The organism is Spirulina sp. CCNP1310, from assembly GCF_034932185.1.
GTDB lineage: Bacteria > Cyanobacteriota > Cyanobacteriia > Cyanobacteriales > Spirulinaceae > Spirulina.
The window spans coordinates 1-24,400 of record NZ_JAYGHW010000041.1 but is presented as its reverse complement, the minus strand read 5'-3'; the positions used below and the strand labels follow the sequence as shown (position 1 = coordinate 24,400).

Annotated in this window: 20 protein-coding genes; 11 read left to right on the top strand and 9 right to left on the bottom strand. The window is 52.8% G+C overall.

Annotation, left to right across the window (positions count from 1 at the left end):
* Positions 1-94 precede the first annotated feature (94 nt).
* The 3 genes from arsB to psb27 all read right to left on the bottom strand — a co-directional run bounded on the left by arsB (position 95) and on the right by psb27 (position 3,442).
* A complete protein-coding gene (arsB, locus tag VB712_RS08875) occupies positions 95-1,255 on the bottom strand; it encodes an ACR3 family arsenite efflux transporter (protein ID WP_323254201.1) in 1,161 nt (386 codons plus the stop codon).
* A gap of 77 nt (positions 1,256-1,332) precedes the next feature.
* Positions 1,333-2,787: a hypothetical protein gene (locus VB712_RS08870; RefSeq protein WP_323254200.1), complete on the bottom strand. Its 1,455-nt coding sequence runs from the start codon at positions 2,785-2,787 to the stop codon at positions 1,333-1,335.
* Between the two features lie 247 nt (positions 2,788-3,034).
* On the bottom strand, positions 3,035-3,442 hold the full coding sequence (gene psb27, locus VB712_RS08865; protein ID WP_323254199.1) for a photosystem II protein Psb27: 408 nt from the start codon (positions 3,440-3,442) through the stop codon (positions 3,035-3,037).
* A 147-nt stretch (positions 3,443-3,589) separates the two neighbouring features.
* On the opposite strand from psb27, the gene VB712_RS08860 reads away from it, so the two are divergent.
* Positions 3,590-3,838: a NifU family protein gene (locus tag VB712_RS08860; protein ID WP_323254198.1), complete on the top strand. Its 249-nt coding sequence runs from the start codon at positions 3,590-3,592 to the stop codon at positions 3,836-3,838.
* Between the two features lie 222 nt (positions 3,839-4,060).
* Positions 4,061-5,173: a tetratricopeptide repeat protein gene (locus tag VB712_RS08855; RefSeq protein ID WP_323254197.1), complete on the top strand. Its 1,113-nt coding sequence runs from the start codon at positions 4,061-4,063 to the stop codon at positions 5,171-5,173.
* A 164-nt stretch (positions 5,174-5,337) separates the two neighbouring features.
* Here VB712_RS08855 and VB712_RS08850 read toward each other — a convergent pair whose 3' ends face one another.
* The 4 genes from VB712_RS08850 to ychF form a co-directional block, all read right to left on the bottom strand.
* Complete coding sequence (locus tag VB712_RS08850; protein ID WP_323254196.1) at positions 5,338-6,036, bottom strand: response regulator transcription factor; 699 nt, start codon at positions 6,034-6,036, stop codon at positions 5,338-5,340.
* Between the two features lie 57 nt (positions 6,037-6,093).
* Positions 6,094-6,393, bottom strand: coding sequence for a YkvA family protein (locus tag VB712_RS08845; protein WP_323254195.1), 300 nt, complete (start codon positions 6,391-6,393; stop codon positions 6,094-6,096).
* 88 nt (positions 6,394-6,481) lie between these two features.
* Complete coding sequence (locus tag VB712_RS08840) at positions 6,482-6,901, bottom strand: biopolymer transporter ExbD (protein ID WP_323254194.1); 420 nt, start codon at positions 6,899-6,901, stop codon at positions 6,482-6,484.
* A gap of 208 nt (positions 6,902-7,109) precedes the next feature.
* Entirely contained in the window at positions 7,110-8,201 is a 1,092-nt protein-coding gene (ychF, locus tag VB712_RS08835) for a redox-regulated ATPase YchF (RefSeq protein WP_323254193.1), read from the bottom strand.
* 281 nt (positions 8,202-8,482) lie between these two features.
* On the opposite strand from ychF, the gene VB712_RS08830 reads away from it, so the two are divergent.
* The 6 genes from VB712_RS08830 (at position 8,483) to VB712_RS08805 (ending at position 18,314) form a co-directional block, all read left to right on the top strand.
* Positions 8,483-10,123, top strand: a complete 1,641-nt coding sequence (locus VB712_RS08830) for a response regulator (protein WP_323254192.1) — start codon at positions 8,483-8,485, stop codon at positions 10,121-10,123.
* 74 nt (positions 10,124-10,197) lie between these two features.
* Complete coding sequence (locus tag VB712_RS08825) at positions 10,198-13,326, top strand: efflux RND transporter permease subunit (RefSeq protein ID WP_323254191.1); 3,129 nt, start codon at positions 10,198-10,200, stop codon at positions 13,324-13,326.
* A gap of 252 nt (positions 13,327-13,578) precedes the next feature.
* Positions 13,579-16,551: a DUF4347 domain-containing protein gene (locus VB712_RS08820; protein WP_323254190.1), complete on the top strand. Its 2,973-nt coding sequence runs from the start codon at positions 13,579-13,581 to the stop codon at positions 16,549-16,551.
* Positions 16,552-16,558: 7 nt separating this feature from the next.
* A protein-coding gene (gene prfB / locus VB712_RS08815; protein ID WP_416236297.1) for a peptide chain release factor 2 occupies positions 16,559-17,672 on the top strand; the annotation gives its coding sequence in 2 pieces (ribosomal slippage) (positions 16,559-16,630 and positions 16,632-17,672; 1,113 coding nt in all).
* Between the two features lie 82 nt (positions 17,673-17,754).
* Positions 17,755-17,985: a DUF433 domain-containing protein gene (locus VB712_RS08810; protein WP_323254189.1), complete on the top strand. Its 231-nt coding sequence runs from the start codon at positions 17,755-17,757 to the stop codon at positions 17,983-17,985.
* A complete protein-coding gene (locus VB712_RS08805) occupies positions 17,982-18,314 on the top strand; it encodes a DUF5615 family PIN-like protein (RefSeq protein ID WP_323254188.1) in 333 nt (110 codons plus the stop codon). The genes VB712_RS08810 and VB712_RS08805 overlap by 4 nt, the downstream gene beginning before the upstream one ends.
* 78 nt (positions 18,315-18,392) lie before the next feature.
* On the opposite strand, the gene argS is transcribed toward VB712_RS08805, so the two are convergent.
* Together argS and VB712_RS08795 are read right to left on the bottom strand one after the other, a co-directional pair.
* Positions 18,393-20,438, bottom strand: a complete 2,046-nt coding sequence (gene argS / locus VB712_RS08800; RefSeq protein WP_323254187.1) for an arginine--tRNA ligase — start codon at positions 20,436-20,438, stop codon at positions 18,393-18,395.
* An 80-nt stretch (positions 20,439-20,518) separates the two neighbouring features.
* Positions 20,519-20,821: a hypothetical protein gene (locus VB712_RS08795; RefSeq protein WP_323254186.1), complete on the bottom strand. Its 303-nt coding sequence runs from the start codon at positions 20,819-20,821 to the stop codon at positions 20,519-20,521.
* A 54-nt stretch (positions 20,822-20,875) separates the two neighbouring features.
* Here VB712_RS08795 and VB712_RS08790 point away from each other — a divergent pair, with 54 nt between their 5' ends.
* From VB712_RS08790 to VB712_RS08780, 3 genes are all read left to right on the top strand, one after another.
* Positions 20,876-21,556, top strand: coding sequence for a DUF2834 domain-containing protein (locus VB712_RS08790; RefSeq protein WP_323254185.1), 681 nt, complete (start codon positions 20,876-20,878; stop codon positions 21,554-21,556).
* A 79-nt stretch (positions 21,557-21,635) separates the two neighbouring features.
* Positions 21,636-23,735: a cation:proton antiporter gene (locus tag VB712_RS08785; protein WP_323254184.1), complete on the top strand. Its 2,100-nt coding sequence runs from the start codon at positions 21,636-21,638 to the stop codon at positions 23,733-23,735.
* A gap of 148 nt (positions 23,736-23,883) precedes the next feature.
* A complete protein-coding gene (locus tag VB712_RS08780) occupies positions 23,884-24,330 on the top strand; it encodes a transposase (protein ID WP_323254183.1) in 447 nt (148 codons plus the stop codon).
* Positions 24,331-24,400: the final 70 nt, after the last annotated feature.

Below are 24,400 nucleotides of genomic sequence, written 5' to 3'. Positions count from 1 at the left end.
TACCCTTAAAAAGGGGGGGTTTTAGGATTCTGATTAGGGGATGAAACGACGATAAAATTAGAAACGAAACCTGCCCCCCTTCAAAAGGGGGGTTTTAGGATTCTGAGGGGAGAAGGTCGGTACAGCGGGGATCGCAGAGGGTGGCCTTTTCGGGTTCGCGGGGAAACCAGAAGGCGGTGCGTTTGCAGAATTCTACGAGCATGAGCATGACCGGCACTTCGATTAACACGCCGACGACTGTTGCTAAAGCTGCCCCGGAGTTGAGGCCGAAGAGCATGACAGCGGTGGCGATCGCCACCTCAAAATGATTACTCGCCCCAATCAATGCCGCCGGAGCCGCATCTTCATAGGACATTTTCATTTTCCAGGCCGCTACATAGGTAATTCCAAAAATGAGATTGGTTTGAATAAATAGGGGGACAGCAATTAAGACAATATGCAAGGGATTTTGTACAATCACATCCCCTTTAAAGGCAAACAACAGGATTAATGTCGTTAACAAGGCTAACGTGGCAATGGGGCCTAACTTGGGAAGAAAAACCTCCTCAAACCAAGCCCGTCCTTTATTTTGTAATGCCCAAGTTCGGGTAAACATCCCCGCTGCTAAGGGCAAACCTACATAGATTAACACGGAAAAAACAATGGTTTGCCAAGGCACGGTGAGATCATTCACCGCCAATAACCATTTTCCCAAAGGGGCATAGAGAAACAACATTGCTAGGGAATTCACCGCCACCATTACTAAGGTATGGCCTTGGTTGCTATAGGAGAGATAACCCCACATTAAAACCATAGCGGTACAGGGGGCAATCCCTAATAAAATTGCCCCAGCAATATAGGAACTGGCTAAGGTGGTTTCTACCCCACGAATTATTTCCGTTTGGCTCAACAGTGGTAGGAATAATTGCCCTAAAAAAACTTGGGCTAACAGCACCATGGTTAAGGGTTTAATCAGCCAATTGACCACAAGGGTAAGGATCACCGGCTTGGGGGTTTGAGCCGCCTTCACCGCCTGGGAAAAGTCGATTTTCACCATAATCGGATACATCATCGCAAATAAACAGATGGCGATGGGGATCGAGACTTGGTAGATGCTCATGGCATCGAGGGCAACGGCGACCTGGGGAAAGATGCGCCCAAGGATCACCCCGGCAACGATGCAGAGAGCGACCCAAAGGGTGAGATATTTCTCAAAAATATTCAGTTGTCCCCCGGCCTGGATGGCTTTGGGATTAACGGTGGGTTGAGTAGCCATGACGACCTATCAAAAAAAATTGATATGAGGATTGTAGCACTCTTGGGGCGATCGCCCCCCAATCCATTACCCAAGGGTTAGCGGCGACAACTTTGGCGGGCGCGATCGTGGGCCGGTTCAATCCAAGCATAGGCAAAATGGCTCACCGCCTGCAATTGGGGGAAAGCCTGCTGAATGGCGGTCATCTGTTGTTCTAAGGGGGGGTGGGCCCTTGTCACCTGGCCCCATTGCCCCGCCAAAGCCGGGATGATCCGGGTTCCGGGAGTAGCCAGATCATGGACTCGTTGCACTTCATCAACAATGCAGTGGGTTCCATTGCCACAGATGGCGTAGGACATGGGATGTAATTCCAATTGAGAGGAAAAACGATCCCAAGGTTGGAGCCGGGAATCATAGCCGCCTTGGCCCACGGGTTGATTGCCATGGGGGAAGAAGACGGCCCCGGCGGGAATGCCTTGGCGCAGAACAGGAGCGGCGGCGGTATGGAGAAAATCAATCACCCCTTGGGCGGCATGGGCCAGGGCTAATCGCCACAGTTCCCAATTGAGATTGCTGGAATTCAGTCCCTGCCATTGGGGGCCAGATTCGCCAGGATGGAGCGAGCGGGCGGATTGGATATCACTGCTGCTGATGGAGCCTTGATTGAGATAACGGTTGATCAGTTCGCGGCCTTGGTTGTTGGTGGCGCGGTTGAGGAGGGCATTGCGAGAGGATTGACCATAGATCCAGAGGTCTTGGACACGGGTGATCACTGAATCGGCCCCACTGCCGCGAGGATAACGGATGTAGTCAAATAAGACTCCATCGGGGCGACGACGGAGGACGGCTTGGACAAGGGCGGCATATTCAGCCCGACCTTGAGCACTGTAGGGGTCGATAAACCCTTGAGAGCCATCATCAACAAAGGTGAGACTGGTTTCGCCGCGACCATTGCGGGCCATATTTTGCTGGCGTTCGGGGCGAACGGCGTAGGCGTAACCGTAGTTCATGGCAAAGAGCCAGGCATAGGCTTTGAGGTTGCGATCGCGGGCTTTTTGCAAACCCATGGCGAAGAGATCGACATTTTCCAAGCCGGGCGATCGCACCGCTGAAACCCAAGGCGTGGGGTTATCCGCTGCGGGTAACAGCACTTGAGAATCGTAAAAAACCTCAATATAAACGGCGTTATAGCCTTGATTGACAATGCGATCGAACACATCATCTAATACCCCCGGCTCTAGATCGCAGGGATAGAGCCGCAACCAAAGGGCTTGGGTGCGGGGCCAAGTGCGTTGGCGGCATTCTTGCATCCATTGGGAATGCTGACGGACGATCGCCTGATAATCCTGTTGAGCTTGGGTGTTCCCCTGGGCAGCGGCTTCCCGCAGCGTATTTTTGCGATTCACTTCCGCTGGCGAGAGGTGGCAAAACCGCCCGGTTTGGGCTTGGGCGGCGGTGGCGATCGCCCATTGCCCCAGGGTGGTACTGGCTAGGAGCAAGCTACTGATCAGACGACGGCGCAAAAGGGGGGAGGTGAAGAGCGATCGCAACATAGGCTGTGGTGAGGCTATCAGATAGTTGGATAAGATCCAGAGGATCCCCGTTGATATTAACGGTAGCAAGCAAAAACGGTTGCCCTCGGGACAACCGTGATCTGAGTTTATTCTTCCCCAAGGGAGATCACCATTCCGTATCAATCAGCCAGTTTGCAAACTGAACGATCGCCATCCTCAATGATCTGTGGAGTCTACCGCTTGAGGGCGAGGCCTGACTTGAGGATTGCGCTAGGAGAGCGATCGCCTATAGGCCCCGTTTGAGGGCAATTTCCACCTGGCGAAACTCTTGTGTTAATCGCGTTTTGAGCTTATCCGAAACGGGCCGGGAGCCGTAGGAGCTATAGAACCCCGCCAAGCTGTTGAGGGCAGTTTGCATTGTCGTAAAGGAGCGCAGTCCAGAAACGCGATTATCACGACGGTAACGGGCAGCATAGTCATTAATTTTTTGGCGAGCTTCTGTGCGTAGCTCGGCCATGTCCGGGGCATCGTTGGGGGTTTCGAGAACATGGGTCAGCGTTTCCACCACAGCCAGGGTATCTTCACGGTAGTTACCCGTCAGACTATCCGCTGCCGCCAAGCCACCACCAACAAAGGTGAGAGTCAAGACGAGGCAAAAGGCGAGAATACGGTTAAAAATGGATTTAATCGACATTGACTTTAAGGGTTTTAGAGGATTTGCGTTAAAAATTGAGCCTGCTCAATCCTAACGCAGGTTGGAATCCCACAGATCGCTATCCCCCTCGGCGGTTCCAACTCCTGCGCTAGAATAAGCTCAGTTCTCATTCACCATTAAGATGCCATGGCTTTATCTCCACCCCTCACCCTAACCAACGACAACGTTGAAAATGTTCTCGATGAACTGCGCCCTTACCTCATGGCCGATGGGGGCAACGTTGAACTGGTTGAAATCGATGGCCCGATTGTGAAGCTCCGGCTCCAAGGGGCCTGTGGCTCTTGCCCCAGTTCAGCGATGACGCTCCGGATGGGCATTGAACGCCGTCTGCGGGAATTTATCCCCGAAATTGCCGAAATTGAACAGGTGTTTTAGGCCCCTCATCCCCTTTTCGCAAAAAGTCAGGAGTGAGAAGTGAGGAGTGAGGGGGAACGCCAGCATTTCACTCTCTCCTCTCTTCTCTTTCCTCCCCCAAAGGGGTTAAATTCTAAATCCCTCTCCCCACCTGGGAGAGGGATTTAGGGTGAGGGACATTATTCACCCGGAGCTTTTGAAGATGCCCGTCGTCTGAGCCATTGATGCTTGCGTTCTTGATTCATGCTTAAATCAACCCTTTTCACCCTTGGGGCAACCCTCACCCTCGCCCTGTTTCCCGGTTTACCCCTGCCCGCCATTGCTACTCCCACCGCTACAATCCAACTGGCCCAGGCAGACCCTAACCTTTTAGATGCCCTCAACCGCGCCCTTGAACAGAACCCCGAACATCTCCGGGCTTATCAGCTTCGGGGATTGGCTTGGGTGGAGCAGGGGGAGTATGAAAAGGCGATCGCCGATTTCTCCCAAGTGATCCGCCTTGATCCCCATCATGCTGAAGCCTATCGTTACCGAGGCACATCCTATTTTTGGGTGCGGGATTATCCGGCAGCCTTGGCGGATTTTGACCGCGCCCTTGCTCAGGAGCCGGAGGCTGCGGTGGGGTATTTCAATCGCGGTTATGTGCGGCGGGCGATGGGGGATTTTGGGGGGGCGATCGCCGATTTTCGTCAAGGGGTCAGCCGTGCAACCGCAGAAGGCAAACCGGATACGGTGGCCGCTGCCGTTGCCATCATTGAAGATTTAGAAGCCTTAGGAGCGTTAAACCTGGGTGAAATTTTGGATCGCGGTGAGGCGAAGGGGACAGCGGGGGATTATTTGGGGGCGATCGCTGATCTTAACGAAGTGATTCGCCGCGATCCGAGCCAAGGGAGCGCCTATCAACAACGGGGCCGGGCTTGGATGGCCTTGGAGGATGAGGCGGCGGCCATTGCAGACTTTACCCAAGTTTTAAGATTAGATCCCACGGCGATCGCCTATCAAGAACGGGGCAAAGCCTACCTCAGCCTCAATCAGTTTGAACCTGCCCTCGCCGATTTCAACCAAGCCTTAGCCCTAGATGCCACGCTCACAGAAAGTTATTATCAGCGGGGTCTGATTCATATTGAACAGGAAGCCTATGGGGAGGCGATCGCTGATTTTAACCGAGCCATCGCCCTCGATCCTCAGTGGGGGCGGGCCTACGGGGGGCGGGGTTTAGCCCGGTATCACTTGGGGGAAAAGGAGGAGGCGATCGCCGATCTGGAGCGGGCCAATGAATTATTTACCGAAGCTGAAGATTTTGCCGGATTACAGCAAACGTTAATGTTGTTGGAAGCGATTCAGGGTGAAGATTGAGCGAAATGGGGAGGGCGAAAAATTTTTCGCCCCTACAGTTAACCTCGTGCCATGGCTCTGCCGTGGCACGGGGCTAGGGCGGCTCTGCCGCCTAAGTGGAGGCAGAGCCTCCAAAGGGGCATTACTTGGCAGAGCCAAGTAACGAGGGAATCGCGGGGAGTACGTCAATCGTCCTCGAATTTGTAGCCCAAGCCGATCACCGTTTTAATAAATTGCGGTTGGGAGGGGTCGAATTCAACTTTTTTCCGCAACCGGCCCACATGGGTATCCACCACCCGTTCATCCCCAAAAAAATCATTCCCCCACAACTTTTCAATCAACTGTGGCCGCGTCCAGACTCGCCCTGGATAACTGATCAACACCGCCAATAAATTAAACTCCAACGCCGTCAATTCCAGCACCTCATCCCCTTGATCGGCACTGTGGCGCGTGGCAATGTGTTGATCCAGATCGAGGGTGAAATGGGGGGTTTGGTGGAGGCGGTTCTTTTCCCCCCGCAGACTGCGGCGCAACAAAGCACGCACCCGCGCCACTAATTCACGGGGGCTAAAAGGCTTCACCAAATAGTCATCCGCCCCCGTTGACAGGCCAATGACGCGATCGATTTCCTCGCTGCGAGCCGTCAACATCAAAATATAGGGGTCTTTAATGTTGGCCATTTGCCGCACCCGCGTACAAACCTCCAAGCCATCCAAACCCGGCAACATCAAATCCAAGATGATTAAATCCGGTGGGCGTTCTGTAACCCGTTGCATGGCTTGGAGGCCATCGGGGGCGCGATCGCAGCTAAACCCCTCCCGCGTTAACGTGTCGTGGAGGAGTTGAGCAATTTCGGGGTTATCTTCGACGATCAGGATCTGCATAATGGGGGCAGGGCATCCTGGTTTGAGGGAATGGGGAACAGGGAATGGGGAACGGAATTAGTCGAGGGTGACGGCATCGACATTCACTGTTGCTGTTTGATTGTCCCCTAAATCTGGACTGACCCCCTCAGCTTTTTTGGTTTTGGCAAAATCTAAGACCAATTGCGAGACTTCGGAAATCAGCAGGGTGAGGATCATTAGATCATCGATTTGGCCGACGATGGGGATCAAGTCCGGGGCAATGTCAATGGGGCTGATGATATAGACCAAACTACCGAGGATGATCCACCAACGATATTTAGGATTGCGGAGGGTGGAACGATACCAGTCATAGATTGCCTTCGGGGAAATGCTCATCGTGTTTTGTCGTTCAGGATAATCTGATTGTCGCAAATCTGAGGGCGGAATTGAGGGGGCGATCGCCCTCCTTAAGGCAGGGATTTCCTCACCTAGAGGGTTCCGTTGTGGTGGGGCGGGTGGCGATCGCCAACTGCACCCCCGATAATTGCCTTAACTGATCCATCACCGCCACCACTTGCCCATGGGGGACGGTAGTATCAGCATTGAGCAGCACAGTTAGAGGCTGATTGGGTTGTAATTGGCCGCGAATATTGGTGATCAATTCGGGCATGGTTACGGGGGTTTGATTAAAAAAGATCTGGCCATCGGCCCGCAGGCTGACTGTCACTGGCGGGACGGGTTGGGCTTGGGAGGTGGCGGCTTCGGGCAAATTGACGGGCATCCCAGTTAATCGGGCCAGTTGCACCGTGGCCAAAATCACAAAGGCCAGAATCACAAAAATCACATCAATCATCGAAATCAGATTGAGGCTCAGGGGTGGCTCAGATTCATCGGGAAAGCGCATCAGTTCTCACGTTAAAAACGAATTAGACTTGTTGGCAAAGGTGCTAGAGAGATCCCCCCTGCCCCCCTTAAAAAAGGGGGGAATATTTAGATCTCGTGCCATGGCTCCGACGTGACACGGGATTTGGGCGGCTCTGCCGCCTGAGCGGATGGAGGCAGAGCCTCTGGGGGAGTGTTACTGGGCCGAGCCAAGTAACGAGGAGATTTTTTTAAACGTTAAAGCGGAAGAGCATCACATCGCCCTCTTGAACAATATATTCTTTGCCCTCACTACGCACTAAGCCCTTTTCCTTGGCGGCTCCCATGGAGCCGGTACTGACCAAATCCCCATAACTGACGGTTTCGGCCCGAATAAAGCCCCGCTCAAAATCCGTATGGATCACGCCAGCGGCTTGGGGGGCGGTCATGCCGGCCCGAATTGTCCAGGCGCGGGTTTCGGTTTCGCCTGTGGTGAGGTAGGTGCGCAGCCCCAACAGTTCATAGGTGGCGGTGATTAGGGATTTTAACCCCCCTTCTGTCACCCCCAAGGCTTCGAGAAAATCTGTGCGATCCTCTGGGGAGAGTTCCACCAGTTCCGATTCCACTTGGGCGGAAATAATCACCACCTTGGCGTTTTCCGTTGCCGCCACTGCCCGCACCGCTTCCACCCAGGCATTGCCCGCAGCAAGATCATCTTCGGTGACATTCGTTGCATAGATCACCGGCTTGCGGGTGAGTAGCCCTAGGGTTTTAATCATCTCGGCGGCCTCTTCATCCAGATCCACCAAGCGGGCCGACTGGCCGGCATCGAGGGCGGTGTAAAGGGTTTGGAGAATTTCTAATTCGGCTTGGGCTTCTTTGTTGGCCCGGGCCTGCTTGCGGACTCGATCCATACGCCGCTCAACTTGGGCGAGATCTGCTAAGGCTAGTTCTAAATTAATAATTTCCATATCCCGCACCGGGTCAACGGAGCCGGCCACATGGATAATATCTTCATCATCAAAACAACGCACCACATGGACGATCGCATCTACTTCCCGGATATTGGCGAGGAATTGGTTGCCTAACCCCTCTCCTTGGCTTGCCCCTTTCACCAGGCCGGCAATATCAACAAATTCAATCCGGGTGGGGACGATCTGTTTAGATTTGGAAATATCCGCTAAAACTTGTAGCCGTTCATCAGGGACGGCCACCACCCCCACGTTGGGTTCAATGGTGCAAAAGGGAAAGTTAGCGGCATCGGCTTTGGCGTTGGCGACGAGGGCGTTAAACAGGGTGGATTTGCCCACGTTGGGCAGGCCCACAATTCCGGCTCTGAGCATAGGAGGGGTTGAGTGGATAGCAATTGACCACTATATCATTGTGGGGGCATTAGATTAAATGTACTAATATGCTTCGGTAGGGGCGAAAAATTTTTCACCCTCCCCTAAAAAATTCGCCCTCCCCCAGATTTTTGCCCCAAACCCCGTAAAGATGGCAATTTTTATTGCATCGGTGGAGAGGCGGGACTGATTTTGTTAGGTTTAAGAGCGGTGGCGATCCGGGACAGCGTACCCATCGCCCCTGAGGGTGAACCCATGGCCTAATCGAGTGGTGGTGATGAATGGCAGTACAGAATCCTGCTGATTTTCTAATTTTGGTGGTGGATGACCTCGGTTATAACCTCAAGGTGGTGAGCAAAATTTTAGATCATGCAGGCTATCGGGTCACAATGGCCAACCATGGGGAGGAGGCGATCGCCCGGGTTGAGCAGACTCAGCCAGATATGATTTTACTGGACTTGATGATGCCGAAAATGAGCGGATTGCAAGTCTGCCAGAGGCTCAAAGCCAATCCGGCTTGGGCGGAAATCCCCGTCATTTTTCTCACCGCCAGCCATGCCAAAGAAGATATTATTGCCGCCTTTGAGGTAGGGGCCGTGGACTATGTTACCAAACCCTTCATTCAAGCGGAAATTCTCGCCCGTATTGCCAACCACCTCCATCTCCAAGTTGCCAAAGCTTCCCTTAATGCCCAAAACCGTAACCTCAAAATTCTGCACCATCTCGATACCCAGTTCTATGGTTCAGTGGTGGAAATTTTTCAAGCCTATCTTGAGGCGGGCTGTAAGATGCTGGGGATGCAATGGGGGATGGTGTGCCGCTTAGAGGGTGTTGTTGAGGATAGCCCTGATCTGCGGCCCGTGATGGTGGCGGCTTGTCATCCCATCACCTCAACACTACAGGTCGGGGATCCCATTCCTCCCCCCTGCTTAGGGCAAACTGTTGTGCAATTTGCCAAAACCATCGCCATTCATCAACTCACCCCGGAGCAAAAGCAGCAATCCCCCTGGCGATCGCCCATTGCCAGCTATGTGGGTACACCGATTTTGGTCAAGGGGGAGATCTATGGGGTGCTTTGTTTTGCTGATCCCTTGCAGCGGCCCACGGCTTTTAATGCCCATGAGGTGGATATTGTAGAATTGATGTCCCAAGGGTTAGGGCAGTTCATTGCTGGCCATGATTTGGAGCAGGAAAGGCAAGCCCTCACCGCTCGTAAAGATGAACTGCTGGCGATCGCCAGCCATGAACTGCGCACCCCCCTCACCTCCATCAATGCCGCCATTAAGTTAATCGGCACAGGCAAGTTCGGGGAACTGCATCCCAAGGGGCAACAATTGATCGAAATTATCGGCAACAACACCGATCGCCTGATTCGCCTGATTAACAACCTCCTCAACCTTGAGCGGCTTGAATCGCGACAACTGACACTTAATAAAAAAGCCTGCTCTGTGCAAACCCTGATTAATCAGGCCCTCGCCCTGATGCAACCCATGGCCCAAGAGCAAAAAATCACGCTCCAGAGCAACGCCATTGCACCGGATCTCACCGTTTGGGCTGACCCGGATCAAATCCTGCAAGTCCTCACCAATTTAATTAACAATGGTTTGAAATTCTCTCCCCCCAACACGGAAATCCTGATCACCGCTGAAGGTGATCAACGGGGTGTGTTGGTGATCATTGCCGATCAGGGGCCGGGGATTGCGACGGAGGATTGCGATCGCATTTTTGAGCGGTTCCAGCAGGTGAAAGATCATCAATCCAGCCATCAGGGAACGGGGTTAGGGCTGGCCATTTGTCGGGAAATTGTCAAACAACACCATGGCAGCATTTGGGTGGAAAGTACCCTCGGCCAAGGCAGTCGCTTCATGCTCATCCTGCCCAAACCGATGACAATCCCGTCCATCCTGGCCGAAATGGCTTAAAATATCTTAACAATTGCGGATCGTCCCTCCCCCGCTCCAGTGCGAGCCGCATTGCTCCTTGCGCGGCAAATTCTATGGCCTTTCACCTCTCCATCTGGTCGATTAAACGACCTGTCCCCACCCTCGTTTTATTCCTCGTTCTCGCCATTGTCGGGGCCTTCTCCTTCTTCAGCCTGGGCATTGATACCCAACCCAATATTGATCTGCCGGTGGTGCAGGTGAATGTCACCCAACCCGGTGCCGGGCCGACGGAACTGGAAACCCAAGTCACCCGTAAAGTAGAGGATGCAGTGGCGGGTTTAGGGGATATTGATGAAATTCGCTCCACCGTCACCGATGGGCGATCGAGTACCGTGATTCAGTTTGTATTGGGAACTGATGCCAACCAAGCCACCAATGATGTGCGCAATGCGATCGCCCAGATCCGCACCGACCTCCCCGAAGACATCAATGAACCCATTGTGCAGCGGCTAGAGTTTGCCGGGGGTTCGATCATGACCTATGCCGTGATTGCCCCAGGGCGGAGCGTTGCCGAACTCAGCGATTTTGTTGATCGCACGATTAGCCGCTCCCTCCTCGCTGTTGCCGGTGTGGCCCGCATTGAACGCTTAGGGGGGGTAGATCGGGCGATCCGGGTTGATCTCGACCCCCAACGGCTCCAAGCCTACGGCATCACCGCTACGGCGGTGAATGATCAAATCCGCCAAGGCAATATTGATCTACCCGGCGGCCAAACCGAGTTAGGGAATCGCGAGCAAAATGTGCGCACATTGGGCAGCATGGCCACCGTGGCCGAACTGGCTCAAACCCCAATTATCCTCCCCAGCGGCGGCACAGTTCCCCTCAATAGCCTCGGCACAGTGGTAGATGGCTCCCTTACCCCTCAACAGGCAGCGTTTTTCAATCAGGATCCCGTGGTGGGGTTTGCGGTGTATCGCAGTTCTGGCAGTACGTTAGTAACGGTGGAGGAGGCGGTTAGTCGTCAGGTCACGCAGTTACAAAAGACGCTACCGGAGGATATGACGCTGCAATTGATCGTTACCCGCGCCGAACAGATCCGAGGTTCCTATCGATCCACCCTTGATGCGGTCTTAATCGGCTCGGTGCTAACGGTGATCACTGTGGGGCTGTTCCTCAAAGATTGGCGGATGACATTAATCACCGCCTGCGCTTTGCCCCTGTCGGTGATTCCTACCTTTTTGGTGATGCGTGGTTTGGGTTACACGCTCAATGGCATGACGCTGTTGGCGTTGGCGTTGGCGATGGGGAACTTGGTGGATGATGCCATTTGCATGATTGAAAATATTGATCAGCATATTCAGCGGGGGAAACCGCCGTTTCAGGCGGCTATGGATGGGGCGAGGGAAATTGGCCTGGCGGTGGTGACGACGACGGCGACAATTGTGGCGGTGTTTTTGCCGGTGGCGTTTATGGGGGGGATACCGGGGCAGTTTTTCCAGCCCTTTGGGGTGACGGTGGCGGTTTCGACGATGTTTTCTACATTGGTGGCGACGACGATCACGCCGATGCTCAGTGCCTATTTGCTCAAGGATAAGCCCCGGACGCGGGGGGAAGATCTCACCAGTCCCTATGATCAGTTTCGTCAAGAGTTGGATGCAACGATCAGCCAACCGGCGCGGCGGCGGCCCTATCAGGGTTTATTGGTGTGGGCATTGCGCCATCGGTTGTTAACGCTGGCGATCGCCCTCCTCTTTTTTATCGGCAGTCTTCAATTAGTTCCCTACATTCCCCAAGGGTTATTTAGCTCTGGGGATACGGGTTTAAGTACCGTCAGCGTCGAACTACCCCCCGGTTCGCCCCTCTCGGCAACGACAGCGGTCTTGCAACGGGTGAGCGCGGAACTAGAAGCGCATCCGGCGGTGGCTTCGGTGTTGGCCCATGCCAGCAATGCCAACACGGGGCAGTTATCGGTGAATCTTGTGCCTAAATCTCAGCGCGTCCATCAGCGGGATTTCCAAACGGAAATGCGATCGCAGTTCCAAAAAATCCCCGGAGCGCGGGTGACGTTCCGCTCGGAAGGGGCGGGGGGAAGTGCAAAGGATTTGAGCCTGATCCTCAAAAGTGAAAATCCCACACAGTTAGCCGCAACGGCGGCGGAACTGGAGGCCCAAATGCGGGAATTGCCCGGTTTTGTGGAGGTGACTTCAAGTAACAGCCTTGTGAAACCGGAGTTCATTATCACCCCCGATCGCCAACGGGCGGCGGATTTGGGGGTTTCGGTGCAGGCGATCGCCCGCACGGCCTCTCTCGCCCTGATCGGGGATAATCCCGCCAACCTGCCCAAGTTCAACCTCGCCGATCGCCAAATCCCGATTCTAATCCAAATCGATCCCGCTGCCCGTGAGGATTTAGAAACGCTCAAAACCTTAGGGGTTCCCAGCAATAGCGGCGCGATGGTTCCCTTGGCGGCGGTGGCTCAGTTTAGCCTGGGCAGTGGCCCGGCGGAAATCCAACGGTTTGATCGCGCTCGCCAAGTGTCCCTAGAGGCGAACCTAGTGGGGATTTCCTTGGGGGATGGGGTGACGGCGGTGCGGGCGTTACCGGCGATGAATCCGCTGCCTAGCGATGTGTTGGAGGAACCGGCGGGGGATGCGGAGATTATGCGGGATATTTTCACGCGGTTCTTTTCGGCTCTGGGGTTGGCGGTGCTGTCGATCTATGGAATTTTGGTGTTGCTCTATAACAATTTCCTCTATCCGGTGGCGATTTTGGCGGCGTTGCCCCTGTCCATTGGGGGGGCGTTGTTGGGACTGTTGGTGATGCAGAAGGAGATGGGGCTGTTTGCCTTGATCGGGATTGTGTTGTTGATGGGGTTGGTGACGAAGAATGCGATCCTGTTGGTGGATTTTGCCCTGGAGGCGATGCGACAGGGTAAGCCACAATATAAAGCGATCGTTGAGGCGGGGGTGTCGCGGTTACGGCCAATTTTGATGACTTCGGTGTCAACCATTGCGGGGATGTTGCCTATTGCCCTGGAATGGGGGGCGGATGGGGAGGTACGGAGTCCGATGGCGATCGCCGTCATTGGGGGCTTTACCACCTCCACATTGTTAACGCTGGTGGTGATTCCGGTGTTGTTTACCTATGTAGATCGGGTGGTGCAGAAGTTGGGGGGGCTGTTGCGGCGGGATACGGAGCCGGTTTCGCGGTTTGTGGCTTCGGAATCGGGGGAGCGGCGTTAATTCCCCAAGTTGGGTGCAATTTTATCCGGATCTACCCAGGCTAGGACGGATCAAAACAATGGTAGATGCACCCTGATAAGTGTTTCCCGGCTCCTTTGGGGTCGGGAATTTTTTTGCCTCTGGGCCAGATGGCGAGGGGGGCGGGATTTTTTTCGGCCAAAGATTTGTTGGTTTTTCTGCGAAAGGGGGGCAGACTGTTTATATTAGGGATAGCTACGGCCATCCATCCTGAGGCGCGACGGAAAAAATCCTATGAATACCGCAATTTTAGAAACCCGGAGTTCTATGTCCTTGGCTGGCCAAGGGATGTTGGTGGTGTTGGATGGTGGCATCCCCCATTTGGAGCAGTTGCGGCGGGGCTTGTTGCCGGGGGCGGAGGTGTTGGAGCTTCGGCCTGGGGAGGGTTTAGCGCAGATTACGGATTATTTAGCGACCCATGGCGGTTTTAACAGTCTCCACATTGTGAGCCATGGGAAACCGGGTCAATTATTTTTAGGGGATCGGGTTGTTGATCTCGCTACGTTACAGGGGAATCGCCTTGCTTTAGAAAGTTGGCGAGGGGCGGGGGGCGATCGCTTTGAAATTCTCCTCTATGGTTGCGATGTGGGCCAAGGGGTTGCGGGTTCGCAATTCATTGCAGCTTTAGCAGCATTCACGGGGGCGACGGTGGCGGCTTCCCCCACACCGACGGGTCACGAGTCCCTCGGCGGTCGTTGGCAACTGACGACCCAAACCGCCCCCATCCAAGCTGCGATCGCCTTCACCCCCCAAACCCAAGCCAGTTATCCCGCGATCCTCGCTGAGTTCACTGCATTCAATGGAGACGAGTTAATTGAGAAAATTAAACTGGCCAACGACACTCCTGGCGCCGATAAGATCAGGCTCACTGGAACAACGTTCAACCTCACCAAGAATGTTCTTGTCGGTCAACAACTGGAAATATTTGGCCCTACGGGTTTACCGTTAATCACCGATAATTTAGAGATTTTTTGGGATGGTAATGCCAATAGCCGAGCAAAAATTGAGCGGACTGGCACATCCCCTTTTCGGATTATGGCCATTAACGAAGGGGTTGCAGTGACCCTAAACAATCTTGAAATTGTTGGTGGTCAGGCTTTTGGGAGTAATCCTTATGGCGATGATGGGGGCGGTATTTTGAATGTTGGGAGCAACCTGACAATCAACAATTCGATCATCCGTGGCAACACCGCTAACGATGATGGCGGTGGCATCCTCAACATTGCAACTGCCCCCAACGCCGTAACCGGCGCAGTCGGCAACCGCGCTGTTCTCACCATGGTTGGTGGCGAGGTTCGTGACAACAAAGCTTTAGCAGTCGGTGGTGGTCTCGATGATGGGGGGGCAGGGATTGATGCCGATGGCAATGCTCGATTAAATGGGCTTGGGGTTGAAGTCAATTTAATTGATGTCACAATTACTGGTAATACTGCCAATCTTGGGAGTGGTGGGGGCATTCGCATTGTTGACGGTGGGACAATCTCTCTTGATCAAGTAACGATTACGGGAAATAGCTCCCGCTTTGGCTCCGGGATTGCCGTAGGAGATACAAATCGCCCGATTCAAATTACCCGCGTTACCAACTCAATCATTCGCGATAACACCGGGGGAGGGAAGGATATTCAATCTCTCTTCCATTCCATTCAAAATAATGACCCGATTATTGCTCAATATCCTGGTTTGCCACCGGGAGGTGCGGGGATTGTTGCACCTACCTTACCCAGCAATGAAAATCTTCTGTTGGGGAATGATATTCCTGACCCTAGCTCCAATATTCCCGGTTTACCTTTAAATCCAGTCAATCCCACTGTTATTGTTGAACGATTAGACGGCACAAAGATTTTAGATGGAGCAACGCTCAACTTAACGGTGGTCGCGGGCCAGGGTTTACCGCCTTTTTCCTTTCGGATTCGTAATGCAGGCCAAAACCCCATGGCTATTGTGGAAGAGCCAGACTCCGATAACGATACTGATTTTAATTTTGTATTCAGTACTCCACCCTTTGCTAATCCTTTACTGGGACTTGGCTCTCCCTCTAACCCCAACCCGAACCCTGGTATTGAAAGATTTGATTTAAACTTAATTGGGAATACTGCACAAGCAGGAACCACATTTTCAACAAATATCAGGTTGAAAGTTGACAATCCTGATCTCAATAGCACTCTGGTTAATGGGGTAAGTACTGATGGCATTTTTGACTTTGCGCTCAATGTTTCAGTAGTGGCAGCACCGACTAACTTAACAGTTGAAGTTGACCCAATATCAAAAATGCCATTGTTTACGACTGGGGTTGGATCGGGTGGCCGGGTGAAAATTTCCGTTCTCAACGCCCCTGAAGCTAATGCAAGAAGTTCCATTCAAAACTTGAATATTACCTACGTCAGTGGGGGCAATCTCACAGAACAGTTATTTTCTGTGTTGCCGGTGGTTGGTCAGCCGAGGGGCTTTGGTGTGGCTTTGCAATCTTTCCTGATTAATAATATTAATAATATTGATGACATTAATAAGGTTGAGAATAACCCCTTTGTGGGCAATGAAACGTTTAAAATTGCCTTGGCAGACAGCAATATTACCAGTCAAATTAATGTCAATGCTGGCGGTAATGGGGTGCATGATGTGATCTTTGATACGAATCGTGATGGTCAATTTAATAACCGTGATTTGATTTTGCGGGTTAACCAAACCACCGAAACAATTCCCTTAGGTGTCGGAACAGTGCAAGCCAACGGTTTGCAATTGATTGATCTGCGATCCGCTACTGGGGGACGGGTGGCGAGCTTTACCCTCTACCGGGAAGCGACGTTTAATAACACTGTTGGGCTTTATCGCATTGATGATATTTCTGGAACCGTCAACGGCATTGCTCCCGGCCAAGCCGGTTATGCCCAAGCCGCCATCTCGAACCGTATCTCCGAAGTCACCCTTGCCGTAGGCAACCAACAAAGCACCACTGTTACCTCCAGTTTGCAAGGGGGCGCACTCTATGCCCCGTTCATGGTGGTTAATGCCGATATTGATGCCTTCCTGAACAGCAACCCCAACAATAGCGGGGGCGGGATCAATGCCTTCTTTGCTTTCCAAGCCGCCAACCCCGATGCTCAGAACCATATCGTCCTCCTAGGGAGCAATACCTTTGGGTTTGAAGATCTGTTTGGTGGAGGCGATCGCGACTTTAACGATATGATCTTCCAAGTCCAAATTACTTAAATCTGGCATGGAACTGACCGAAATCAAACGGGAGATTAAACTGATCACTGACCGCCTGGGCAAAGCCCAGGACTATCTTTGACCTCCCCACCCTCAACGCTGAAATTCACGATCTCGAACAACAATCCGCCCAACCGGGGTTCTGGGATGACCAAACCAGCGCCCAAGCCATCCTCCAAACCCTCAACGATCGCACCAGCAGGCTCAAACAATACCAAACCTGGTGCGCACAATTGGGGGATATGGAGGCGATCGCCGAACTCCTCGAACTGGAAACCGACCCCAGCCTCGAAACCGAAGCCGCCCAAACCCTCACCCAACTCAACCAAAGCCTCGATCGCTGGGAACTAGAACAACTCCTCGCCGGGGAATACGACCAAGAAGGGGCAGTCTTGACGATTAACGCCGGAGCCGGGGGAACCGATGCCCAAGATTGGGCGGAAATGTTGCTGCGGATGTACACCCGCTGGGGCGAACAACAGGGTTATAAGGTGCAACTGGCGGAAATTTCTGAAGGGGATGAAGCCGGGATCAAATCCGCCACGCTGGAATTTACCGGCCGCTATGCCTACGGCTATCTCCGGGGCGAAAAGGGAACCCATCGCCTCGTGCGCATTTCCCCCTTTAACGCCAACGACAAACGGCAAACCAGCTTCGCAGGGGTGGAAGTGATGCCCGCCCTCGATGACTCCAAAATTCAACTGGAGATCCCCGATAAAGATCTGGAAATCACCACCACCCGCTCCGGCGGCAAGGGAGGGCAAAACGTCAACAAAGTTGAAACGGCGGTGCGCGTCGTTCACCTCCCCACCGGGTTAGCCGTGCGCTGTACCCAGGAGCGATCGCAAATGCAAAACAAAGAAAAAGCCCTAGCCCTCCTCAAAGCCAAATTACTGATCATTGCTCAAGAACAACGGGCGCAGGAAATTGCCGAAATTCGCGGCGATATGGTGGAAGCCGCTTGGGGCAACCAAATCCGCAACTATGTTTTTCACCCCTACCAAATGGTCAAAGATCTCCGCACCAACACCGAAACCACCGCCATTGAAGATGTCATGAATGGCAAACTGGATCAATTTATTGAATCCTACCTCCGCCTCGATTCCGGCGTAACAGCTTGAGGCGGGTTGATGGGGCGAAAAATCAAAAAATTCTCGCCCCGACTACGCTAAACTTGAGACACATCAATCGATTGTTGAGATTATGAGCTATCGTGACATCATCACCATTGAGCCAGACAAACGGGGAGGCAAGCCCTGTATCCGCCGGATGCGAATCACGGTTTACGATGTCCTCGGCTGGTTAGCGGCGGGTATGTCTACTGTTGAGATCATCGACGACTTTCCAGAATTAACTGAAACCGATATCAGGGCCTGCTTAGAGTTTGCGGCTGATCGTGAGCATCGTTTAGTTGCGTTGGTGACTGCTGCTTGAAACTACTGTTTGACCAAAACCTTAGTCGTAAGCTAGTGAATCGTCTAGCAGATATTTTTCCTGGTTCTAGTCATGTTCAATTTCATGAACTGGCTGAAAAAACGGATACTGAAATCTGGGAATTTGCTCAGGGGAATGACTTCTGCATTGTGACTCAGGATGCAGATTTTGCTGAAAGAAGCCGACTATATGGTTCTCCCCCCAAGGTTGTTTGGCTACGATGTGGTAATGCACCCACTAGAGAGGTTGAAATGATGATTCGATCTGGTGAAGAAGCCATTCAAGAACTTTTGAGAGACTCTAGATTACATTGTCTTGAGTTGTATTGAAATAAATCAAGAAACCGGGTTTTTGTCACTATGTTCGCAACAAACGCGCAAATCGAAACAACCCGGTTTCCATTGACATCAAATTCGATCCAATACCGGAATTCCCAACAGCGATAAACCCAACTTTAAGGTATCTGCTGTGAGTTCACACAATGCCAACCGGGACGATCGCACAGGTTCAGCCGCCTTCAACACCGGACATTGTTCAAAAAATTGATTGAATTTTTGACTCAATTCAAACAGGTATTGACAGAGGCGATTGGGGAATAACTCCTGCTCCACTTCCGCTAACACATCCTCCAACTGTAAAAGATGCTTGGCTAAGACTAACTCCGGCTCCGTATCGAGGTGAAGGCAAGGGCTGGGGGGGAGAGCGGCCAAGGCATCCACCGGCCCAAAACATTGATCCCACCAACCCGTAATCATCCCCCGCAAATCCTGCCGCCCTGACGGAAAGAGCAGATAACGGGATGCAAACCAAAGGCCATAGCCAAACCCCACCAGCCGCATCACTTCCGCTAACAGGGGGATCGTGTGGAGTTCATGGTGGATGCGGATCGAGGCATCCATGAAGACGAAAGCAACCACCGTCAGCAACGCCGTCACCGCCAAGGCCCGCCACCGAATCCCGGAAACCGGCGGCAAATCCTCCGGGATCACCGCTAATGCGCCCCCGGCCGCCTTGCGTTGAATGCCCTGAATTCGGACATAGGCATAGAGGAGATAGGGGGAGGTGTTGCCCTGGAGGGAGAGCATTTTGTCGTAACTGAAAATGTAGTTACTGGTGCGGTTTTGGCTGAGATCGGCGTATTTTACGGCACTGAGGCCGATGGTTTGGGCCACCTCCTGTTTAAAGGCTTCCGTTTCCCTGCGACCTTCAGCCGCTAAACGCTGCTCCAAATCCTCACGGGTACGCCGTACCGCCTCATCGAGGAGATCCCGCAACCGCACCGTTTCCCCGGAACGGGTTTTTAATTTCTTGCCATCTTCCCCCTGGACTAAGCCAAAGGGTACATGAACCACCTCCACCGCATCGGTGAGGATGCCTGCCCGCCGGGCCACTTGAAAAACTTGGGTGAAATGGTTGGCTTGGCCGGCATCGGTGACATAGATAATGCGATCGCCCTCATCCTGATGAATCCGATAGTGCAGTGCCGCTAAATCCGTCGTGGCATAGTTAAAGCCACCATCGGATTTCTGGACAATCAGGGGGAGGGGTTGACCATCTTTATTGCTAAACCCTTCTAAAAAGACACATTGCGCCCCCTGATCTTCCTGTAAAATTCCCGCCGCTGCTAAGGTTTTCAACACATCCGGCAGGAGGGGATTATAAAAGGATTCCCCCCGTTCGGTGACTTCAATATCGAGCAGATCATAAATCACCTGAAACTCGCGGCGAGACTGATCACAGAGCAACTGCCAAGCCCGGCGGCTTTCCTCATCCCCCGCCTGCAACGCCACAACAGCCTCGCGGGAAGTCTGCTGAAAAACTTCATCCTGATCAAATCGCTGTTTAGCCTGTTTATAGAGGGCGACTAAATCCCCCAAATCCAGTGCGTCCGCCGTCGTCAAGGCTTCCGGATAGGCCTCTTTCAGGTAGGTGATCAACATTCCGAACTGGGTTCCCCAATCCCCCACATGATTGAGGCGCACCACCTCATGGCCGCGAAATTCCAAAATCCGCGCCAAACAATCGCCAATAATCGTCGATCGCAGGTGGCCGACGTGCATTTCCTTGGCAATATTGGGGCTAGAAAAATCGACAATCACCCGCTGGGGTTCTTTTGTTTGCGCCACACCTAAACGGGAATCGCCCTGTTTCCTCGCCAACTGAGCCGCTAAATAGTCCGGCTTCAAGCGGAGATTAATAAACCCCGGCCCCGCCAATTCCGGCTCCTCGCACATTTCCCCCAATTGGACATGAGCTAAGAGGGTTTGGGCAATGTCCCTCGGTTTCTGCTGGAGGGGTTTAGCCAGAGGCAAGGCGGCATTACATTGATAATCGCCAAACTTGGGATTACTGGCGGGAACAATGAGGGGCTGAGGAATAGCGACTTCTGGGCCAAAGGCGGCCTGAAAGCCCTGGATAAAACGGTGGTTCAGTTGCGCTTGGATCGAAGTCATGGGGGCGATCGCCATTGAGGGAGCAATTAAGCAGATCCTAGCTTATCTGAAAGGGGTTGAGGGCGAAAAATTTTCCGCCCCTAGGATTCTTCTACCCAAGTTGCCACGAGGCGCAACTCCGGCGGGATCGGCGTATCGTAGGGAAATTCTAAACAGGTTTCTGCACTGCTCAAATAGCCCGCTTCGGTAAAGGCCATCAACATTCGCCCCAAAGCCACCCATACGGGGGCATCAAATTCCCAGGGGCGATCGCGCCGGGCATGGCAACTAATCGACTTCAACGCCCAAAAATAACTATTGCGCACCACAGACCCCCCCTTTTTATAGGCGGGGACATCATCGGCATGGATCGAAAGAATATCCTGGGCGATCGCCGCTCGCATTGTCTCCGAAAGAAATTGCTACAGTTTGAAAGTCTTTTTATTCTGCCATATTCTATGTTGCGATCGCCTTTGGGTTTTGGCCTGCTCTGGCTCGGTTTCCTGGGTTATGCCACGTTCCTTGCCCCCCCCGATCAACCCGATACCCTCGACCTGATCATCCAAATGATTAATGGCCCTTGGGAGGGGATCAACCCCCTGATCATTGCCCTGTTTAACCTGATGGGGGTGTTGCCGGTGGTCTATGGGATGTTTTTGTATAGCGATGGACGGGGGCAAAGGTTGCCCGCCTTTGTGTTTGCGGCGGGGACGTTTCTCGCGGGAGCCTTTGCCCTCTTGCCCTACTTAGCCCTGCGCCGCCCGAATCCGGAATTTAACGGGCCGGTGGGGTGGTGGATTCGGATTCAGGATTCCCGCTGGTTGGGGATGATCGTTGCCCTCGGAGCCTTGGGCCTCTGCGGTTGGGGGGTTATGACTGGAGATTGGGCAGATTTTAGCCACCAATGGCAAACAAACCGCTTTATCCATGTGATGAGCCTCGATTTTCTGCTCCTCTCCAGCCTCACTGCTGCCCTCTTGGGGGATGATCTGGCCCGGCGGGGGGTGGAAAAACCGGGAATCTTAGGCAAGATCGCCCTGATCCCCTTCTTTGGGCCATTGATCTATATTTGCTGTCGCCCCGCTCTTCAAAGCAACATTGCCCCCATCGCCCCCCAAACAGCCTCAGACCTGATGTAGGGGCGAAAAACTGTTTGTCCCCTGTTTGTCCCCGTTGAGAAGGTTAAGATGGAACCCGTGCGATCGCCCCCTTAAGGTTATGCTCTCTTTCCTCAACGCCCTCCCCAGTGGCCCTCTGATTTCCTTCACGCTGCTGTTACTGGTGATTTTCACCATCCCGCCCCTCTTTGAGCGGCTACGGCTGCCGGGTTTAGTGGGGCTGTTGGTGGCGGGGGTTTGTGTGGGGGAAAGTGGCCTCGGCTTGCTCAGTGCTGAGAGTGAAACGATGAAGCTGCTCTCGGATATTGGCAAAATTTATCTGATGTTTGTAGCGGGTTTAGAAATTGATCTTTCCCAATTTCGTAAAACCAAAAACCGCTCCATGGGGTTTGGTTTTGCCACGTTCATCATCCCAATGATGATGGGGATTACCGTCGGCCGGATCTTTGGTTTTGGTTGGAATGGCTCAGTTTTAATCGGGTCACTGTTGGCTTCCCATACATTGTTAGGCTACCCGATTGTGAATCGCCTTGGTTTGGTGCGCAATGAAGCGATTACGGTGACGATTGGGGCAACAATTTTTACCGATATTAGCGCCTTGTTGGTGTTGGCGGTGTGCATTGCCATCAATGCGGGGGATTTTTCCGCCGCTAGTTTAATTGGCCAGTTGGTGATGTTGGCACTCTATTGTGCCATCGTGCTGTTTGGGTTTGATTGGGCAGGGAAAGATTATTTTCGGCGCACGGGGGATGAGCAGGGCAATCAATTTTTGTTTGTGTTGTTGGCGGTGTTCCTGGCTTCAGTGGGGGCGGAATTGATTAATGTTGACCCGATTGTGGGGGCGTTTTTGGCAGGGTTGGCAGTGAATGATGTGGTGGGGCGATCGCCCGTTAAGGAAAAGGTGGAGTTTGTGGGCAGTACGCTGTTTATCCCCTTTTTCTTTGTCAATATGGGGTTACTTTTAAATCTTTCGGGAATGGCCGTCACGCTCACTACCGATATTACCTTCACGATGATGCTCGTGGGGGGTTTAATTACCGCGAAATTGTTAGCCGCGTTAGTGGCCAAGTTACTCTACCGTTATTCTTGGTCAGAAATGTTGACGATGTGGTCTTTATCAATGCCCCAAGTGGCGGCAACATTAGCGGCGGCGTTGGTGGCGACAAAGGCGGGGGTGATTACGGAGGCGGTGTTTAATGCGGTGATTGTGATGATGTTGGTGACGGCGATTTTGGGGCCGGTGTTGACGGCTCAGTTTGCCCGTCGGTTAACGGTTCCCCAGGATTTAAGCGCGGCGGGGGCGTTGGCTCGGATCACGTTGGATAACCCGGTTGCTATTCCTGCTAATGCGAAATTTACAGTGCTGATTGCCCTTGCCAACCCCCATACGCAGCAATATTTGATTGAGATGGGGGCGATGTTGGCTCGCCATGAGGGGGGCTGTATTGTGCCGTTGGCGATCGCCAAGGCCCATGTCCACATGGATGATTTACATCTCAATTTAGCGTTGCGACAGAGCGATCGCCTTTTGGAGCGGGCGGTGGCTATTGGGGAAAAGTATGAGGTGACGGCGGAACCACGTATCCGCATTGATGATGACATTGCCCACGGCATTAGCCGCACAGCGCGGGAATGCAATGCGAGTTTGATTGTGATGGGTTGGAGTCCGACGACGAGTTTACAGGCGCGGCTGTTTGGAACGGTGATTGATAATGTGTTTTGGGCTTCCCATTGTCCGGTGGCGGTGATGCGGTTGTTGGATGAGCCGATGAATTTACAGCGGATTCTTGTACCGATTAAGGGGATTACGGCTTCTGCATTGCAGACGGTGCGTTTTGCGCAATTGTTTGCAGATACCCATGCGGGGGAGGTGACGGTGCTTTATGTCTGCAATCGCTATACCCATCCCCATCAGGTGGAACAAATCGAGCGGGAATTAACGGCTTATATTGCACAAATCGCGGGGTTAGTATCGATTAAAATCAAGATTATGCACCATGAAAATACGGCAAAGGCGATTCTTTACCAAGCCCAAAGTCATGATCTGGTGATGTTGCGATCGGTGCGGCGGCGGACGATTGCCGGTTTGGCGGTGAGTGATGTCACCACCGAGGTTTTAAGTGAGATTGAATGCTCGTTGGTGTTGTTTGGCGATACGCTCTGGAAACCCACAGAAGCAGAGGCTATCGCCTCTCTCTAACCCCAATGTAGGGGCGAAAAATTATTTTTCGCCCCATTTTAACAGGAGAATGTATGATGAAGGGTGGCTCTAGAAATTGCCTAGGCTAAGGTAAAAATACTGGGTATTCAATGCCCCTGTTTAAAGTTAGGATCTACTGTTTTGCCTAATGCTTTCTTTCTGCCATAACCAACTGCGTTCATTCGTTTTTCCTCAACTCAATAAAGGAGTGGTGGAAAGAAATCGCGTCAACCTGCCTAAGATTGGTTTGGTCAAGATGCGCCTTTCAAGACCTGTCCCCGAAGGATTTGAGGCGAAGCAGATCCGAGTGGTGAAGCGGGCTTCGGGTTACTACGCCCTGATTGTGTTTCAATCCGATCTAGATGTGCCGGAAGTGCAGCCCCATGGGGAGCCGTTGGGTGTTGATGTGGGTATTGAAAGCGATTTGGCAACTTCTGCGGGTGAGTTAATCACCAACCCTCGATTTTTCGTGAAAGGACAACACAAGCTGAAATCGCTGCAACGTCAACTCAAGGGGAGAAAGAAGGGGTCGAGTCGATGGCTCAAGCTCCAGAAGAAGATTGCCCGACACGATAAAAACTCGGGAGCTTGGTAGCCCCGTCTCTTTAGAGCGGGGCGGAAAAGCGACTCGGCGGCTTTAGCCGCAATGACTATGATAGAATGGC